This is a genomic window from Massilia rubra (genome assembly GCF_011682065.1).
Classification (GTDB): Bacteria; Pseudomonadota; Gammaproteobacteria; order Burkholderiales; family Burkholderiaceae_D; genus Telluria_A; species Telluria_A rubra.
Genome location: NZ_VUYU01000008.1, coordinates 46,179 through 61,797, shown reverse-complemented (window position 1 = coordinate 61,797; position 15,619 = coordinate 46,179). Strand labels below are relative to the sequence as shown.

Annotated in this window: 16 protein-coding genes; 8 read left to right on the top strand and 8 right to left on the bottom strand. The window is 63.6% G+C overall.

What is annotated here, in order from left to right:
• Positions 1–193 precede the first annotated feature (193 nt).
• From F0185_RS14120 to F0185_RS14085, 8 genes are all read right to left on the bottom strand, one after another.
• A complete protein-coding gene (locus F0185_RS14120; RefSeq protein WP_167225419.1) occupies positions 194–691 on the bottom strand; it encodes a hypothetical protein in 498 nt (165 codons plus the stop codon).
• 391 nt (positions 692–1,082) lie between these two features.
• A complete protein-coding gene (locus tag F0185_RS14115) occupies positions 1,083–1,445 on the bottom strand; it encodes a hypothetical protein (RefSeq protein WP_167225417.1) in 363 nt (120 codons plus the stop codon).
• Positions 1,446–1,621: 176 nt separating this feature from the next.
• Positions 1,622–2,449: a Rossmann-like and DUF2520 domain-containing protein gene (locus tag F0185_RS14110; RefSeq protein WP_167225415.1), complete on the bottom strand. Its 828-nt coding sequence runs from the start codon at positions 2,447–2,449 to the stop codon at positions 1,622–1,624.
• Positions 2,450–3,028 (bottom strand): DUF924 family protein, encoded by a 579-nt coding sequence (locus F0185_RS14105; RefSeq protein ID WP_167225413.1) that lies wholly within the window; start codon positions 3,026–3,028, stop codon positions 2,450–2,452.
• A 13-nt stretch (positions 3,029–3,041) separates the two neighbouring features.
• On the bottom strand, positions 3,042–3,788 hold the full coding sequence (locus F0185_RS14100) for an MgtC/SapB family protein (protein ID WP_167225411.1): 747 nt from the start codon (positions 3,786–3,788) through the stop codon (positions 3,042–3,044).
• Between the two features lie 24 nt (positions 3,789–3,812).
• Positions 3,813–4,079: a hypothetical protein gene (locus F0185_RS14095; RefSeq protein WP_167225409.1), complete on the bottom strand. Its 267-nt coding sequence runs from the start codon at positions 4,077–4,079 to the stop codon at positions 3,813–3,815.
• The gene (locus F0185_RS14090) at positions 4,079–5,887 is read right to left on the bottom strand and encodes an aminopeptidase P family protein (RefSeq protein WP_187362529.1); all 1,809 of its coding nucleotides are present in this window, start codon (positions 5,885–5,887) and stop codon (positions 4,079–4,081) included. The genes F0185_RS14095 and F0185_RS14090 overlap by 1 nt, the downstream gene beginning before the upstream one ends.
• 95 nt (positions 5,888–5,982) lie before the next feature.
• Positions 5,983–6,669: a Crp/Fnr family transcriptional regulator gene (locus F0185_RS14085; RefSeq protein ID WP_167225406.1), complete on the bottom strand. Its 687-nt coding sequence runs from the start codon at positions 6,667–6,669 to the stop codon at positions 5,983–5,985.
• 154 nt (positions 6,670–6,823) lie between these two features.
• Here F0185_RS14085 and F0185_RS14080 point away from each other — a divergent pair, with 154 nt between their 5' ends.
• The 8 genes from F0185_RS14080 (at position 6,824) to F0185_RS14045 (ending at position 15,460) form a co-directional block, all read left to right on the top strand.
• Entirely contained in the window at positions 6,824–8,782 is a 1,959-nt protein-coding gene (locus F0185_RS14080) for an AMP-dependent synthetase/ligase (RefSeq protein WP_167225830.1), read from the top strand.
• Between the two features lie 58 nt (positions 8,783–8,840).
• A complete protein-coding gene (locus F0185_RS14075; RefSeq protein WP_167225404.1) occupies positions 8,841–9,647 on the top strand; it encodes an ABC transporter ATP-binding protein in 807 nt (268 codons plus the stop codon).
• Entirely contained in the window at positions 9,644–10,540 is an 897-nt protein-coding gene (locus F0185_RS14070; RefSeq protein WP_166891256.1) for a branched-chain amino acid ABC transporter permease, read from the top strand. Before F0185_RS14075 ends, F0185_RS14070 begins: the two co-directional genes overlap by 4 nt.
• A gap of 1 nt (position 10,541) precedes the next feature.
• Positions 10,542–11,600 carry a branched-chain amino acid ABC transporter permease gene (locus F0185_RS14065; protein ID WP_166891254.1) on the top strand — a complete coding sequence of 353 codons (1,059 nt, stop codon included), beginning with the start codon at positions 10,542–10,544 and terminating at the stop codon, positions 11,598–11,600.
• A gap of 42 nt (positions 11,601–11,642) precedes the next feature.
• Positions 11,643–12,935, top strand: a complete 1,293-nt coding sequence (locus F0185_RS14060; RefSeq protein WP_167225828.1) for an ABC transporter substrate-binding protein — start codon at positions 11,643–11,645, stop codon at positions 12,933–12,935.
• A 62-nt stretch (positions 12,936–12,997) separates the two neighbouring features.
• On the top strand, positions 12,998–13,819 hold the full coding sequence (locus F0185_RS14055) for an ABC transporter ATP-binding protein (protein ID WP_167225402.1): 822 nt from the start codon (positions 12,998–13,000) through the stop codon (positions 13,817–13,819).
• A gap of 10 nt (positions 13,820–13,829) precedes the next feature.
• A complete protein-coding gene (locus tag F0185_RS14050) occupies positions 13,830–14,183 on the top strand; it encodes an MmcQ/YjbR family DNA-binding protein (RefSeq protein WP_167225400.1) in 354 nt (117 codons plus the stop codon).
• The gene (locus tag F0185_RS14045) at positions 14,180–15,460 is read left to right on the top strand and encodes a phenylacetate--CoA ligase family protein (RefSeq protein WP_167225398.1); all 1,281 of its coding nucleotides are present in this window, start codon (positions 14,180–14,182) and stop codon (positions 15,458–15,460) included. The genes F0185_RS14050 and F0185_RS14045 overlap by 4 nt, the downstream gene beginning before the upstream one ends.
• Positions 15,461–15,619 lie beyond the last annotated feature (159 nt).

Here is a 15,619-nt window from a genome sequence, read left to right as displayed (position 1 = left end):
CAATCCATAAAAAACTGGATCGAAGGGTTGAAGTTGGCGGGCGGCATACGACTCACTGGAGACGCTCGACTTCGTCCAAACCGGACGCAACGTTGAGCATTCCCAACCGCCAGGCGCTGCAGGTCGGACACGACACAATTGCACCGTTGTTCGGAGGTTCAGCTGACGACTAGATTTGGCGCGACGGTAACTATTACTTCGACTGACCGCCAATAGGCATGAACATGCTGGATGAAAGCTCTTGGAATTTTTCGATTTGCTTTTCATTCAACGCTTTTATTTGCTCAAGAACTGGTGGGAACGATCTCATTAACTCGCAAGGGTCGTTGGAGTTGGGCTTCGTTTTTTGTTGCACCAGAAATTTTTTGAGCACGGCGAGTTTTTCTCGCTGTAGCCCGATCACGGTTTCGTCCAGCATAATTTCCTGCGCGCCTATCAACAGGTCAGCCTTTCCGCACGTGCCTGAATTCATGCATTGCATCGCCCGATCCATGAGTTTCTTGTATGTGACGGATCCTGCATACCCTGAAACCATTGCCTGCATTTCTCTCATTTGTTCGTCAAGTTGCTGAGCGCACCCGCTTTCACCGGCAAGGGCCGAGGTCGCCAAGGTGGAAAAGGCAAAGAAACACGTTGCCAAGGTAACGCGAGTTTTCACTAAGATTACCTCAAAAAAATTGGCGTCGAGCACTAAACGTATTCAGCCATTGCTGGTTTGGAATGAGGGGGCCGCTGTCCGCAAATGGCCGAAAGCGAGCCTTGCCGTCATGCATTGTATTGTATACACCCATGCGTGACGCTGCCATCGAGACGCTTTTCGTGTCTCACATGGGTTGATACGGTACTTTCGAGACATCGGCACCCGATTGTCTAGACCCAAACGAGACGATCCATGGCCTTCTGGTGCTTGCAGTTAGCGCGAACACGGCACCATGGAATGCGAGCTGGCGCCGTCGATTGAAAGCTCATTTGCAGATAGCGTGAGCACGGGCACCCCACCAGTTGCAGAAAATTCGAGCCGAAAACGGCGTCGAATGCGAGCACGCCCGTTTTCAAATGCGAGCCGCTACAGCTAGGTCGGCTCAGGAATACGCTTCGGCCAGCGACATCACGCGCGGCGTGACGCTGATGCCGACGTTGCCGAACAAGGTATCGATGGCTTTCAGGTTCTCCTCGCACTCTTCGGTTTTCCAGCCTTTGAAGATGTCGGTGCCATCTTTTTGAAAGTGCAGGTCAAGCACCTTGCCGCGATCCTTGTGGGTGTAGGCCTCGCTGTGGGTGTTCTGGAAGCCCAGCTCGGCCAGGCCGGCGAGAATCGAATTCGGGGGATTGTCAGGGTCGGTGGCGATGAATACGCCGAAGGTCTTGCCAGGCGGTTTGGCGGCGATGTCGACTTCATAAATGCCGGGCGCCTTTGTGACAGACGTACTTTTCAAAAATAGCATGCTGGTCTCCCTGGTCGACGTAAGCTGCGGCATGGCGATCCCTGCCGTTTTGGCAAGTCTCCCGCAACATCACCGTAACGGTCTAGCTTATTGCGATTTTTTGCGTTTGTCGATGCATGGTTGCATCTTTTCGCATTAATGCATCAGCCGCGTTGCATAAGCGTGAACCGTGTTCCTTAGCCGCGTGCCTTGCGTCGCGCCAGGTCCTGCGTCGGCGCCACCAGCGCCGCGTACAGCGCCCCGGTCGGCCCGTCCCACGCGGCCAGCGCCGCCTGCTGGCGCGCCACGGTGTCCATGTCGCCGCGCGCAATCGGCCCGCTCAGCGCCGCTGCCGCGCCCAGGCGAAATACATTGGCCATGCTTTCCGCCGCCAGCGGCTGCGCCAGCGCGCGCGCCACCGGTTCCGGCACACCGGCCGCCTGGTAGGCGCGCAGCGCGGCGTCGAGCACCGTCACCAGGTAATTCGAAGCGAACACCGAGGCCGCGTGGTACACGGTTTTTGCTTGCGCGTCGATCGCCACCGGCTGCGCACCGATCGCTTGCAAGGCCGGCGTGAGCACGGCCAGCGCGCCGGCATCGCCCTCGACCCCGCAAAAGGTGCCGCCGAAGTGCTGCGCCACCTGTGCCGGATCGGCAAAGCTGCGGATCGGATGCACGCTCGCCGCCAGCGCCCCGGCCTGCGTGGCCGGCGCCAGCAGCGCCGACGACTTGGCGCCGCTGCAATGGAACACGATCGCGCCCTGTAATGGATGGCAGAGCGCCAGTTGCGCGCACACGGCGCCGATCTGGTCGTCGCCGACGGCCAGCATCCACACGTCGGCGCTGCGCATCTGGTCCATGGCCGACACCGCGCGCCCGGCCCCGATGAAGCCGACGGCGTCCAGCGCGCCCGCGTGCGAGCGGGTCAGCACATCGCCCACCGCAAATGCGCCGGTGGCGGCGAACAGGCGCCCCAGCACGCGCCCCACATGGCCGGCGCCGACGATATTGAGCGTGCGCACCACCTAGAAGCCCGAACCCGGCTGCTTGAGAAACGCGATTTCGTCAAGCGTCGAGGCGCGTCCCAGGATCGCGTTACGGTGCGGGAAGCGGCCGAAGCGCGCGATCACGCCACGGTGGCGGTGCGCATAATCGAGCGCGCCTTCGAAGGCCGTGCCGTACTGCGCCAGGTCGGAAAACAGTTCCACCGCGCGCTCCTGCATGCGGGCATCCTCGGCGTGCTCGAAGGGCATGTAAGCGAACCAGCGCTGCACCGGCGTGAGCGTTTTGTCGGCGCCGCTCTCGACCAGGCGCATGGCGGCCGCCAGCGCCAGCGCGTCGCCAGAAAACGACGCCGGCTGGCCGCGCCAGGCGTTGCGCGTGAGCTGGTCGAGCAGCACGATGCGCGCCAGCGCGCCTTGCGGGCCTTGGTCGTCCCACTCGCGCAGTCCACCGGCGAGCGCGTGTTCGAGCAGGGGGCCGAAGCGCTCGGCCACCTCGGCGTCGAAAGCGTCGCTCTTGCGAAACCAGGCCTCGCGCGCCTGGCCGTGGCCTTCGGCGCCGGCGGGCAGGAACCAGAAATCGAGTACGTCTTGTGCCTTCATGGCAGCTCCTTGGCTAGTTACGGGCATGGGAGATTTGAAAACTGTCGATGCCGTTGAATTGCGCCAGTTCGGCCGCCAGGTCGGACAGCGGCGCACCGCTCTTTTTGGACAGCGCCAGCGCCACGAAACGCCATTCCTGCATATTGTTCTCGCTGCCGATGGTGAGCGAGCCGCCGGCGATGGCGTAGCCGCGCGCCAGCGCGATGCGGCGCAGCGCATCTTCGCGCGGCACGAAGTCGTGCTTGAAGCGCATCATCACCGCCACCGCGTGGCGCGAGGGCAGCCAGGCTTCGACCTTGGACAGGTAAATCATGATCATCGCCGAAAAGAAGGCCAGCCCCATCGCCGCCAGATAAAAGCCGACGCCGACCAGGATGCCGATCACCGACGAGGTCCAGATCGACGCCGCCGTGGTCAGGCCGCTGATATTGAATCCTTCGCGCATGATCACGCCCGCGCCCAGAAAGCCGATGCCGGTGACGATGCCCTGGATGACGCGCGTGGGGTCGACCGCGGCCAGCAGCGAGGCGCCATGGCCGCCGAACCAGAAGCCCGGATAGCCGCCCACGATGGTCAGCGCGGCCGAGGCCATGCACACCAGGCCATAGGTGCGCATGCCGGCCGCGCGCCCGTGGTACGAGCGTTCGTAGCCGACCAATAGCCCGAGTATCAGCGCGCCGAGCAAATTGAGCAGGATCAGCCCATTGGTGGCGATTTCGGGTTTCGACCAGTAGGCCGACAGTAATTCCATGGTGGGCATGCGCTGTCCTTGTGCGGAACTACATTATGGTGCGGGCTTCTTTTTCACCAGCTGCTTTTCGAAGGCGACATCGAGCTTGCTGACGCGCCGCGCCACCTGCGGTCCGAGCTTGTTGACGAAGGCGACAAACTCATCAAGGTCGAGCGGCGCGCACAGGGGCGGCTCGCCCGGCGCTTCGGACAGGAAGAACAGGCCGTCGCCGGTGCGGGCCATGGAATAGCCGGCGTTACCGCTGCGGACCTTGAGGCGGTCGACGGCGGCGCTGGCGCGGGTTGAACGTGCGGTCGACATCAGATCTCCTGTGTGCGTCGTTGAAGCCAGGCGGCGGCCGGGCCGCTGACATGCGGCGCGAGGCGCGCGCGCACGGTGGCGTGGTAGTCGTTGATCCAGGCGATGTCGTCGGCGCGCAGCAGCGGCAGGTGCAGGCAGCGCGTGTCGATCGGGCACAGGGTCAAGGTTTCGAAGCGCAGCCAGTGGCCAAATTCGGTGCTGTCCGCCGCCACGTTGAGAACCAGGTTTTCGATGCGGATGCCCCAGCGGCCGGGCCGGTAGATGCCCGGTTCGACCGAGGTGATCATGCCTTCTTCCATGGCGGTGTGCGGCTCCGGCATGGCGCTTGCGGAAATCGACTGCGGCCCTTCGTGCACATTCAAAAAGAAACCGACGCCGTGGCCGGTGCCGTGGCCGTAATCGATGCCGGCGGCCCAGATCGGGGCGCGCGCAAGCGCATCGAGCATCGGCGAGCGGGTGCCGCGCGGGAAGCGCGCCGACGACAACGCGATCACGCCCTGAAGCACCAGGGTAAAGTCGCGCCGCTGCGCCTCGCTGGTGGCGCCGACCGGCACCACGCGGGTGATGTCGGTGGTGCCGCCCAGGTACTGGCCGCCGGAGTCGATCAGCAGCAGGCCGTCGCCTTCGATGACGGCGTGCGCGGCGTCGCTGGCGCGGTAGTGGATGATGGCGCCGTTGGCGTTAAAACCGGCGATGGTGCCGAAACTGGGGCTCACGAAACCGGGCCGGCGTGCGCGCGCGGCCGTGATGTGGCGATCGATCGCCACTTCGGTCAGCGGCGCGCGCGCCGGGTTGGCCAGTTCGGCCTCCAGCCAGGCGAAAAATTCGCACAGGGCGGCGCCGTCCTGCTCCATGGTGGCTCGCACGTGGGCCGCGTCGAGCGCGGATTTCCTGGACTTGGCGAAGGTGCTCGGGTTGACCGCTTCGATCACGTTGATGCCCGCTGCGACAGCCTCGCGCATGCCGGCGGTGATGCGGCGCGGGTCGATCAGCAGCGTTGCACCTGCCGGCAATGCGGCCAGGGCGGCGGCGGCGTCTTCATAGGGAGCGAGGCTGACGCCGTCTTCCAGCAGGCGTGCGCGCAATGCGGCATCGACCTTGGCTTCGGCCACGAACAGGGTCGCGCTGTCGGTTGTTAGCAGCGCATGCGCCAGGAAGACCGGGTTGTAGCTCACGTCGGCGCCGCGCAGGTTGAACAGCCAGGCGATGTCGTCGAGAGTCGAGACGAAGTGGCGGTTCGCGCCCAGTGTAGCCATGGCGGCGCGGATGGCGGCCAGCTTGTCGGCGCGACTTAGGGACGCGAACGGCGCGGCGTGCTCGAACACCGGTGCGGGCGGCAGCGCCGGGCGCTCGCTCCAGACGGCGTCCAGCAGGTCGATATCGGTGCGCAAATTGACGCCGCGCGCTTTCAAGGCGTCGGCCAGCAGGCGCGCGCTGGACAGGCCGAGCACGCGCGCGTCCACCGCCACCGTCTGGCCCGCAGCCAGGTTGGCGGCAAGCCAGTCGATGTGCAGCAGGCTGGCGCCGGACGGGATTTTCATCAGTTGCACGCTGCTGCCGGCCAGTTCGGTGGCGGCCTGGGTCCAGTAGCGGGCGTCGGTCCAGCAGCCGGCGAAGTCGGCGGTGGCGATGAAAGTGCCGACCGAGCCGGTAAAACCGGTCAGCCATTCGCGCCCCTGCCAGCGGCCGGGCAGGTATTCGGACAGGTGCGGATCGGACGAAGGGATGACGCAGGCGTCGACCTGCGCGAGCCGCATGGCGGCGCGCAGCTGCGCGAGGCGCTCGTCGCGCGCGGTGGAGGTGGGCATGGGCAGCGTTGAATCGGGTGGTGTCATTGTGTCTTATGATACCTCTATCGCGCCCGGCCGTGGCGCGAACGCGAACGCGGGCGCGAACGCGGAGGTCATGCCTGGAAGTGGCGCAGCCCTTCCAGGTCGAGCACGCGGACGCCGCCGTAGTCGAGCCGTACCAGGCCTTCCTTCTCCAGCAGTTGCAAGGCCTGGTTTGCGCGCTGGCGCGAAGCGCCCGACAGGTAGCCGATTTCTTCCTGCGAAATCTGCACCAGCTTTTCCAGCCCCGGATACAAATGCGAGTTGAACATGGCGGCCAGGCAGCGCGCCACGCGGGTGTCGATATCGAGCATGCGGTCGTTTTCGACCAGGCCGATGAACTGGCCCAGGCGTTCGTTGAGCTGCATCAGCAAAAAGCGGGTAAACGGCAGGCTCACTTCCAGCAGCCACTCGAACGTTTCGCGCGGCATGCGCGCCACGCGGGTGTCGCGCAGCGCCATCACATCGTATTTGCGGATCTGGTCCTTGAGCAGCGAGCCTTCGCCGAACCAGCCGCCGGTCGGCACGCCGGCGAAAGTGACGTTTTTCCCGGACGGCGAAAAATTGTTGATCTTGACCAGGCCGTCGATGATCCCGACCCAGTTTTCCAGCGGCTCACCCTTGCGGCATACAAAGCCGCCCTTGGGCACGAACTGTTCGAAGCAGTCGGCCTCCACCCGGATCATCTCGGCGGGCGTGAGGGTGCGTGCCCAGATGGTCGAGCGCAAGTGATCTATTAATGTCTGTGTCTGGTTTGTCATTGTGCGTCGCAGCATCGAAAGTCGCGAATTTGAGGCGCAATTGTCATCCAAAAGACAACCTCCTTGTCCAACGCGAGCTAATATCATCACACAAAAAGCGCGCCACCCCCGCATTTGCCGTTGCGGAGGGGGGCCGGACAAACAAAAGGGGACGCTGGTGCAGACATTCGATGGCTCGCAATTGCAGACTTTTCCACGGCGCCTGCTGGCGCACGGGCAGCAACGCCCGCAGCGCCCCGCCTTTCGCGAAAAGCACCTGGGCATCTGGCAGACCTGGAGCTGGCTGGAGGTGAACGCCGAGGTGCGCGCGCTGGCCTGCGGCCTGGCCTCGCTCGGTTTTACGCGCGGAATGAACCTGGCCATCATCGGCGACAACCGCCCGCGCCTGTACTGGGCCATGCTGGCCGCGCAATGCCTGGGCGGCGTGCCGGTGCCGCTGTACCAGGATGCGCCGGCGGCCGACATGGCCTACGTATTGAACGACGCCGAAATATGCTTTGCCATCGTCGAAGACCAGGAACAGGTCGACAAGCTGCTCGAATTGCAGGCCCTGTGCCCGCAGGTGCGCCATATCGCCTTCGACGACGAACGCGGCATGCGCCACTACAAGCAGGCCGGCCTGACCTCGTTCGCGGCGCTGCAGGTGCTCGGCCGCGCGTGGGACAAAGCCCATCCCGGCGCATTCGAGGCGGCCGTGGCGGCGGGCGGCGGCGGCGACATCGCCATCATCCTGTACACCTCCGGCACCACCGGCAAACCGAAGGGCGTATGCCAGTCGCATGCGGCGCTGATGGCGGCGGGCGTGGGCGGGGTCGGTTTCGATAAACTCACCGACCACGAAGACATCCTGTCATACCTGCCGATGGCGTGGGTGGGCGACTGCCTGTTCTCGCTGGCGCAGGCCATGGTGGCCGGTTTTACGGTCAACTGCCCGGAGTCGGGCGACACGGTGCTGACCGACCTGCGCGAGATCGGGCCGACCTACTATTTTGCGCCGCCGCGCGTGTTCGAGAACATGCTCACCACCGTCATGATCCGGATGGAAGATGCCGGCGCCATCAAGCGCAAGATGTTCCACCACTTCATGGACGTGGCCAAGCGCTGCGGCGCCGATATTTTGGATGGCAAGCCGGTGTCAAGTGCGGATCGCGCCGCGTATGCGCTGGGCAGCCTGCTGGTGTACGGACCGCTCAAGAACGTGCTTGGCTTGTCGCGCGTGCGCGTGGCGTACACCGCCGGCGCGGCGATCGGACCGGACCTGTTCCGCTTCTACCGCTCGATCGGCGTCAATCTCAAGCAGCTGTACGGCTCCACCGAAACCTGCGCCTACGTGTGCCTGCAACCGGACGGGAACATCAAATTCGACAGCGTCGGCCTGCCGGCGCCCGGCGTCGAGGTCAAGATTGCCGCCAGCGGCGAAGTGCTGGTCAAGTCCATCGCCACGATGGCGGGCTACTTCAAGCGCGCCGACGCCACGCTTGAGGTCATCGACGCCGACGGCTACTTTCATACGGGCGACGCCGGCATTTTCGACAGCGAAGGCCACCTGAAAATCATCGACCGCGCAGCCGACGTGGGCAAGATGGACTGCGGCGCGATCTTCGCGCCGAACTACATCGAGAACAAGCTCAAATTCTTCCCGTTTATCAAAGAGGCGGTCGCGTTCGGGAACGCGCGCAAGCAGGTATGCGCGTTCATCAATATCGACATGGAAGCGGTCGGCAACTGGGCCGAGCGGCGCAATATCGCCTACGCCGGCTACACCGACCTGGCTGCGCACGGCACCACCTACGACCTGATACGCGACTGCGTGGAGAAGGTCAACGCCGACCTGGCTGTCGAGGAGCTGATGGGCGCGACCCAGATCCACCGCTTCCTGATCTTGCACAAAGAACTAGACCCGGACGACGATGAACTGACGCGCACGCGCAAGGTGCGGCGCAAATTCATCGCCGACAAATACGCGGTGCTGATCGAGGCGCTGTACACCGACAAGGCCAGTCAGTTCATCAGCACCCAGGTCAAATTCGAAGATGGCCGCGTGGGATTGGCCAGCGCCGATTTGCGCATCTGCGGGGCCACTACCTACCCCGTTTTGGAGAAGGCTGCGTGAGGAGCGCGTCGCGATGAACATGAACGAACCCAATGAACCGGCGAAGAATGAACCAGCGATGAATGATCCAGCGACGCAGGGCTCGACGCGCAAGATCGGGCCGGTGATCCTTGACCTGAACAATATCTCGCTGTCGTTCGGCGGGGTCAAGGCGCTGACCGATATTTCGTTCAACGTCAGGCAGCACGAAATCCGCGCGATCATCGGACCGAATGGCGCGGGCAAGAGCTCGATGCTGAACGTGATCAACGGCGTGTACCGCCCGCAGCAAGGGGAGATCGTGCTGCGCGGGGAGCACCGCAAGAACATGGACTGCTACAGCGCGGCCAAGGCGGGCATTGCGCGCACGTTCCAGAACATCGCGCTGTTCAAGGGGATGACGGTGCTGGACAACATCATGACCGGCCGTAACCTGAAGATGAAGTCGAATTTTTTGATGCAGGCCTTGTACTGGGGGCCGGCGCGGCGCGAGGAGATTGCGCACCGCGAAAAGGCGGAAGGGATCATCGACTTCCTGGAGATCCAGGCGATCCGCAAGACGCCGGTGGGACGGCTGCCGTACGGGCTGCAAAAGCGCGTGGAGCTGGGACGGGCGCTGGCCGCCGAACCCGATATTCTGCTGCTCGACGAGCCGATGGCGGGGATGAACGTGGAAGAGAAGCAGGACATGTGCCGCTTCATCCTCGATGTGAACGACCAGTTCGGGACCACCATCGTGCTGATCGAGCACGACATGGGCGTGGTGATGGATATTTCGGACCGCGTGGTGGTGCTCGATTACGGCAAGAAGATCGGGGATGGCACGCCCGATGAAGTGCGCAGCAATCAAAACGTGATTAATGCGTATCTGGGAGTAGCGCAATGAACTTTTTCTTCGAAGTCCTCATCGGCGGCCTGCTCTCCGGCGTCATGTACGCGCTGGTGGCCATCGGTTTCGTGCTGATCTACAAAGCTTCCGGCGTGTTCAACTTCGCCCAGGGCGCGATGGTGTTCTTCGCCGCCCTCACCTGCGTCGGCATCATCGACAAGTTCGGCGTCTCGATCTGGCTCGCCATCCCGATGACCATCGTCGTCATGATCGCGCTCGGCCTGGCCATCGAACGGGTGGTCCTGCGCCCGCTGGTCAACCAGCCCGAAATTACCCTCTTCATGGCCACCATCGGCCTCGCTTTCTTCATCGAAGGCCTGGCGCAGCTGCTGTGGGGCTCGCAGGTGCACAAGCTGGACCTGCCGATCGAAGACGTGCCGATTCCCTACCTGCTCGACAACTACAACATCATCGTCTCGCAGTTCGACGTTACCGCAGCCGCCATCTGCGCGCTGCTGGTCACCGCGCTCGCGCTGCTGTTCTCGAAAACCAAAGTCGGCCGCGCCCTGCGCGCGGTGGCCGACGACCACCAGGCCGCACTCGCCGTCGGCATCCCGCTGCAGCAGATCTGGGCCGTGGTGTGGTCCGTGGCCGGACTGGTGGCGCTGGTGGCGGGCCTGTTGTGGGGCGCGCGCAACGGCGTGCAGTTCGCGCTGACCTTCATCGCCCTCAAAGCGCTGCCGGTACTCATTCTGGGCGGGTTTACCTCCGTCCCCGGCGCCATCGTCGGTGGCCTGATCATCGGCGCGTCCGAAAAACTGGCCGAGGTCTACATCGGGCCGATGGTCGGCGGCGGCATCGAAGGCTGGTTCCCGTACGTCTTGGCCCTGCTGTTCCTGCTGGTGCGGCCGGAAGGCTTGTTCGGCGAAAAAATCATCCGGAGAATCTGATATGTTTTACCGCGAAGCCGGACAATTCAAGACCACCTACGAAGCGGACGGCCAGATCTTCCCGATCCGCCAGGACCGCATCGCCCTGGGCGCCCTGCTGCTGCTGGCGCTCGGCATCGTGCCGCTGTTCGCCTCGCCCTACATGCTCTCGGCGATATTGATTCCCTTCCTGATCTTTTCGCTGGCCGCACTGGGCCTGAACATCCTCACCGGCTATTGCGGCCAGCTCTCGCTCGGCACCGCCGCCTTCATGGCGGTCGGCGCGTTCGCCTCGTTTAACTTCATCGCGCGCCTGCCCGGCATTCCGATGCTGCTCGCCTTTGTGCTCGGTGGCCTGTGCGCGGCCATGGTGGGCATCGCCTTCGGCCTGCCGTCGCTGCGCATCCGCGGCTTCTACCTGGCCGCGTCGACCCTGGCGACCCAGTTCTTCGTGGTCTGGTGCCTGACCAAGATCCCCTACCTGACCAATGGCAGCGCATCGGGTGTGATCACGGCCCAGAAGATCGTCATCTTCGGTTACCAGTTCGATACGCCGGCCAGCAAATACGTGCTGGTGCTGGCGATCGTTGCGCTCATGGCGCTGCTGGCCAAGAACATGATCCGCTCGAACGTGGGCCGCTCGTGGATGGCGGTGCGCGACATGGACGTGGCGGCCGAAGTGATTGGTTTCCGGCCGATGCGCACCAAGCTGCTGGCGTTCGCGGTCAGTTCCTTCTACTGCGGCGTGGCCGGCGCGCTGTACGCCTATGCCTATCTGGGCACGGTCGAACCGGAAGCGTACAACCTCGACCTGTCGTTCCGCATCCTGTTCATGATCATCATCGGCGGGGTCGGCTCAGTGCTTGGCTCCTTCCTTGGCGCGGCCTTCATCGTGCTGCTGCCGGTCTTCTTGAATATCCTGGCGCATAGCCTCTCGCTGCCAACCTCGGTGGCATCGAACCTGGAGCTGATGGTGTTCGGCGCGCTGATTATCTTTTTTCTGATCGTGGAGCCGCATGGCCTTGCGCGCCTGTGGCAAGTAGGTAAAGAAAAACTGCGGCTTTGGCCGTTCCCGCATTAACGCATTCTTCCGGAGACCACAATGAATCACGTAAAACATAAGATGAAGAACATCATGCTGTGCGCCACCCTGATCGGCGCCTTCAACCAGGTGCAGGCGGCCGACCAGTTTATCGCGCTGCCCTCCTACCGCGTGGGTCCCTACGCGTCCGGCGGCTCGGGCTTTTACGGCGGCGCGATCGATTACTTCAACCTGGTCAACGCCAATGGCGGCGTCAATGGCGTCAAGATCCTGTGGGAAGAATGCGAGACCGAATACAACCCGTCGCGCGGGATCGAATGCTACGAACGGCTCAAGACCAAGAACGGCGGCGCCAGCATGGTCGAGCCGCTCTCCACCGGCATCGCTTACGGCGTGCTCGATCGCCTGGTGCAGGACAAGATCCCGATGACGACCCTCGGCTACGGACGCTCGGACGCGGCCAACGGCAAGGTGTTCCCGTACGTATTCCCGCTCATTACCAGCTACTGGAACCAGGCGGCGGCGATGATCAAGTACCTGGCCGACAAGGAAGGGGGCTACGCCAAGCTGAAAGGCAAAAAGATCGTCCACCTGTACCACGATTCGGCCTTCGGCAAGGAACCGCTGCCGGTGCTGGAAGCGCAGGCCAAGCAGTACGGCTTCGAGTTGATCAAGATCGCGGTGGCGCCGCCGGGCAGCGAACAGCAGTCGCAGTGGCTGCAGATCCGCCAGGCCAAGCCGGACCACGTGATCCTGTGGGGCTGGGGCGTGATGAATTCGGTCGCCATCAAGACCGCGCAGCGCAACGGCTTCCCGCGCGAGAAGATGCTGGGCGTGTGGTGGGCCGGTTCGGAAGAAGACATGATCCCGTCGGGCGACGCCGCCAAGGGCTACACCTCGATGACCTTCAACACGCCGGGTAACTACCCGCTGATCGACGATATCCGCAAGAAGGTCTACGCGGCCGGCAAAGGCAACCTGGCCGACCAGGCGCGTATCGGCTCGGTGTACCACATGCGCGGCCTGACCGCGGGCATCTTGTGGGTGGAGGCGATCCGCGTGGCGCAGGACAAATTCGGCAAGGGCAAGACCATGAGCGGCGAGCAGATTCGCTGGGGCCTGGAAAACCTGAACGTGGACGAGGCGCGCCAGAAGGCGCTGGGTGCGTTCGGCATGTTCCCGACCATCAAAACCAGCTGCGACGACCACGAAGGCTCGGGTGCGGTCAAGGTGCAGCAGTGGGACGGCAAGAAGTGGATCGCCATCACGCCGACCTGGGTGGTGGGCGACAAGGCCCTCACGCGCAAGCTGGTCGAGGAGTCGTCGGCAGCCTACGCTGCCGAGAAAAAGATCACGCCAAGCTGCATGAAATAAACCAGTCCCTTGCCCGCGCGCCAGAACAGCGGCGCGCGGGATTTTTACACCGCAAAGAGCCTATGAACAGCATCGCTGCCAGCACCCCGTACCTGTCGGTCAATAACATCGAAGTCATTTACGACCATGTGATCCTGGTTTTGAAGGGCGTGTCGCTACAGGTCCCGAAGGGCAAGATCGTGGCCCTGCTGGGCGCCAACGGCGCCGGCAAGTCGACCACGCTGAAAACCATTTCGACCCTGCTGCGCGGCGAACGTGGCGACGTGACCAAGGGCGAGGTGCAGTTCAAGGGTGAACGGGTGGATCACCTCACGCCCAATGAGCTGGTCAAGCGCGGCCTGTCGCAGGTGATGGAGGGCCGTCACTGCTTCGGCCACCTGACCATCGAAGAAAACCTGCTGACCGGCGCTTACACGCGCAATATCTCGCGCGCCGAACTGAAAGCCGCGCTGGAAGCGGTGTATCAGTATTTTCCGCGCCTGAAAGAGCGGCGCGGCAGCCAGGCCGGCTACACATCGGGCGGCGAACAGCAGATGTGCGCGATCGGACGCGCGCTGATGGCCAAGCCGTCCATGATTTTGCTCGATGAACCGTCGATGGGCATCGCGCCGCAGATCGTCGAAGAGATCTTCGACATCGTCAAGGATCTCAATCAGAAGGAAGGCGTGTCGTTTTTGCTGGCCGAGCAGAACACCACGGTGGCGCTGCGCTACGCCGACTTTGGCTACATCCTCGAAAACGGGCGTGTGGTGATGGAAGGCGAGGCGAAGGACCTGGCCAGCAACGAGGATGTGAAGGAGTTCTATCTGGGCGTGTCGGGGGCGGGGCGCAAGAGCTTCAGGGACATGAAATTTTATCGCCGCCGCAAACGCTGGCTGGCTTAAAGGATCGACCATGGATTTTGAAGTTGCCAAGGCGCTGTGCCGCACCTTTCCCGGCGCGACCGAAGACCGGAAGTGGGACACGCGGGCGGTGTTTTCGGTGGGCGAGAAAATGTTCGCGATGTCGGACCATGCGGTGCCCGCCCAAGGCATCTGCTTCAACGTGGAAGACGAGCGCTTTCTGGAGCTGACCGACCGCCCCGGCATCATTCCCGCGCCTTACCTGGCGCGGGCGAAATGGGTGTACGTGGAAAACGCGAAAGCGCTCAGCGATGCCGAAGCGGCGGCGCTGCTGCTGCGCGCCTATGAACTGATTTTTGCAAAACTGACGCGCAAGCTGCAACGCCAGATCGGAGAAGAAGCATGAAGGTGGACTACCCCGTCGATACCGTCGACACGCTCGACGCATTGGAGAGGCGCGACCCGCAGGAGCGCGAACGCGACCTGATGGCGCGCTTGCCGCAACTGATCGAGCGCGCCCGCAGCGCGCCGGGTTGGGCGCGCATCCTCGACGGCGTCGATAGCACCGCCATCAACAGCCGCGCCGCGCTGGCGTCGCTGCCGATCACGCGCAAGGCCGACCTGAAGGCGCTGCAGACGGCGTCGCGTCCGTTCGGCGGGCTGGCGGTGACGCCCGTGGGCGAGCTGGCGCGCGTGTATGTGTCGCCGGGGCCGATTTTCGATCCGGAGGGGCGCGGCCAGGACTGGTGGCGCTTTGCGCGGCCGATGTACGCGGCCGGCGTGCGCGCGGGCGGGCTGCTGCAGAACTGTTTTTCGTATCACTTCACGCCGGCCGCCTTCATGGTCGAAGGCGGGGCGGCGCGCATCGGCTGCGCGGTGATTCCGGCCGGCGCCGGGCAGACCGAAATGCAGGTGCAGGCGATCGCCGACCTGCGTCCGGATACCTACGTGGGCACGCCGTCCTTTTTGCGCATCATCATCGAGAAGGCGCGCGAGATGGGGGCCGATATCAGCAGCATGCAGAACGCGCTGATGGGCGCCGAGGCGCTGCCGGAGTCCTTGCGCACATGGTTTCGCGAGAACGGCGTGCCGCATGTGTTCCAGACCTATGCGTCGGCCGATATCGGCAGCATGGCGTACGAGACGGCGACCGGCGGGGTGCTCAATCCCGGCATGATGCTCGACGAGGATGTGCTGCTCGAAATCGTGCGCCCCGGCAGCGGCGAGCCGGTGGCGCCGGGCGATATCGGCGAGATCGTGGTGACCTTGTTTAATGCCGATTATCCGCTGATCCGGTTTGCGACGGGAGATATGTCGGCGCTGCTGGTCGATGCGGAGCCATCGCGCTGCGGGCGCACCAACAGCCGGATTCGCGGCTGGCTGGGACGGGCCGACCAGACTACCAAGGTGCGCGCGATGTTCGTGCATCCGTCGCAAGTGAATAATATCGTGCGGCGCCATCCGGGGATTTTGAAGGCGCGTTTGGTGGTGACCGGGAGGATGGCGAACGATGTGATGACCTTGCACTGCGAGGTGGCCACGGCGCCGGACGCGGCGCAGGCGGCGGCGATCGTGGAGTCGATTCGCGAGGTGACCAAGCTGCGCGGGGAGGTGCGGTTCGAGTCGCCGGGAACCCTGGCTGACGATGGCAAGGTGATCGAGGATTTGCGGGATTACAGCTGAAAAATCGCTGCGTCACTCACGCAGCCAACTGCGTCGTTCGCGTCACCCCTCTCGTCGTTCCCACCACTCGCCCCGTCGTTCCCGCGCCAAGGCGGCCCTCGGCGGGAACCCAAGTTGCTGATAAGCCGTTGGCTGCAGTAAGAACTTGGGTTCCCGCCT

Coding starts and splice junctions, on each gene's coding strand:
- F0185_RS14115 (WP_167225417.1), bottom strand. CDS start 1,445: ATGCTATTTTTGAAAAGTACGTCTGTCACAAAGGCGCCCGGCATTTAT.
- F0185_RS14105 (WP_167225413.1), bottom strand. CDS start 3,028: ATGAAGGCACAAGACGTACTCGATTTCTGGTTCCTGCCCGCCGGCGCC.
- F0185_RS14100 (WP_167225411.1), bottom strand. CDS start 3,788: ATGCCCACCATGGAATTACTGTCGGCCTACTGGTCGAAACCCGAAATC.
- F0185_RS14095 (WP_167225409.1), bottom strand. CDS start 4,079: ATGTCGACCGCACGTTCAACCCGCGCCAGCGCCGCCGTCGACCGCCTC.
- F0185_RS14090 (WP_187362529.1), bottom strand. CDS start 5,887: ATGCCCACCTCCACCGCGCGCGACGAGCGCCTCGCGCAGCTGCGCGCC.
- F0185_RS14085 (WP_167225406.1), bottom strand. CDS start 6,669: ATGACAAACCAGACACAGACATTAATAGATCACTTGCGCTCGACCATC.
- F0185_RS14075 (WP_167225404.1), top strand. CDS start 8,841: ATGAATGATCCAGCGACGCAGGGCTCGACGCGCAAGATCGGGCCGGTG.
- F0185_RS14070 (WP_166891256.1), top strand. CDS start 9,644: ATGAACTTTTTCTTCGAAGTCCTCATCGGCGGCCTGCTCTCCGGCGTC.
- F0185_RS14065 (WP_166891254.1), top strand. CDS start 10,542: ATGTTTTACCGCGAAGCCGGACAATTCAAGACCACCTACGAAGCGGAC.
- F0185_RS14060 (WP_167225828.1), top strand. CDS start 11,643: ATGAAGAACATCATGCTGTGCGCCACCCTGATCGGCGCCTTCAACCAG.
- F0185_RS14055 (WP_167225402.1), top strand. CDS start 12,998: ATGAACAGCATCGCTGCCAGCACCCCGTACCTGTCGGTCAATAACATC.
- F0185_RS14050 (WP_167225400.1), top strand. CDS start 13,830: ATGGATTTTGAAGTTGCCAAGGCGCTGTGCCGCACCTTTCCCGGCGCG.
- F0185_RS14045 (WP_167225398.1), top strand. CDS start 14,180: ATGAAGGTGGACTACCCCGTCGATACCGTCGACACGCTCGACGCATTG.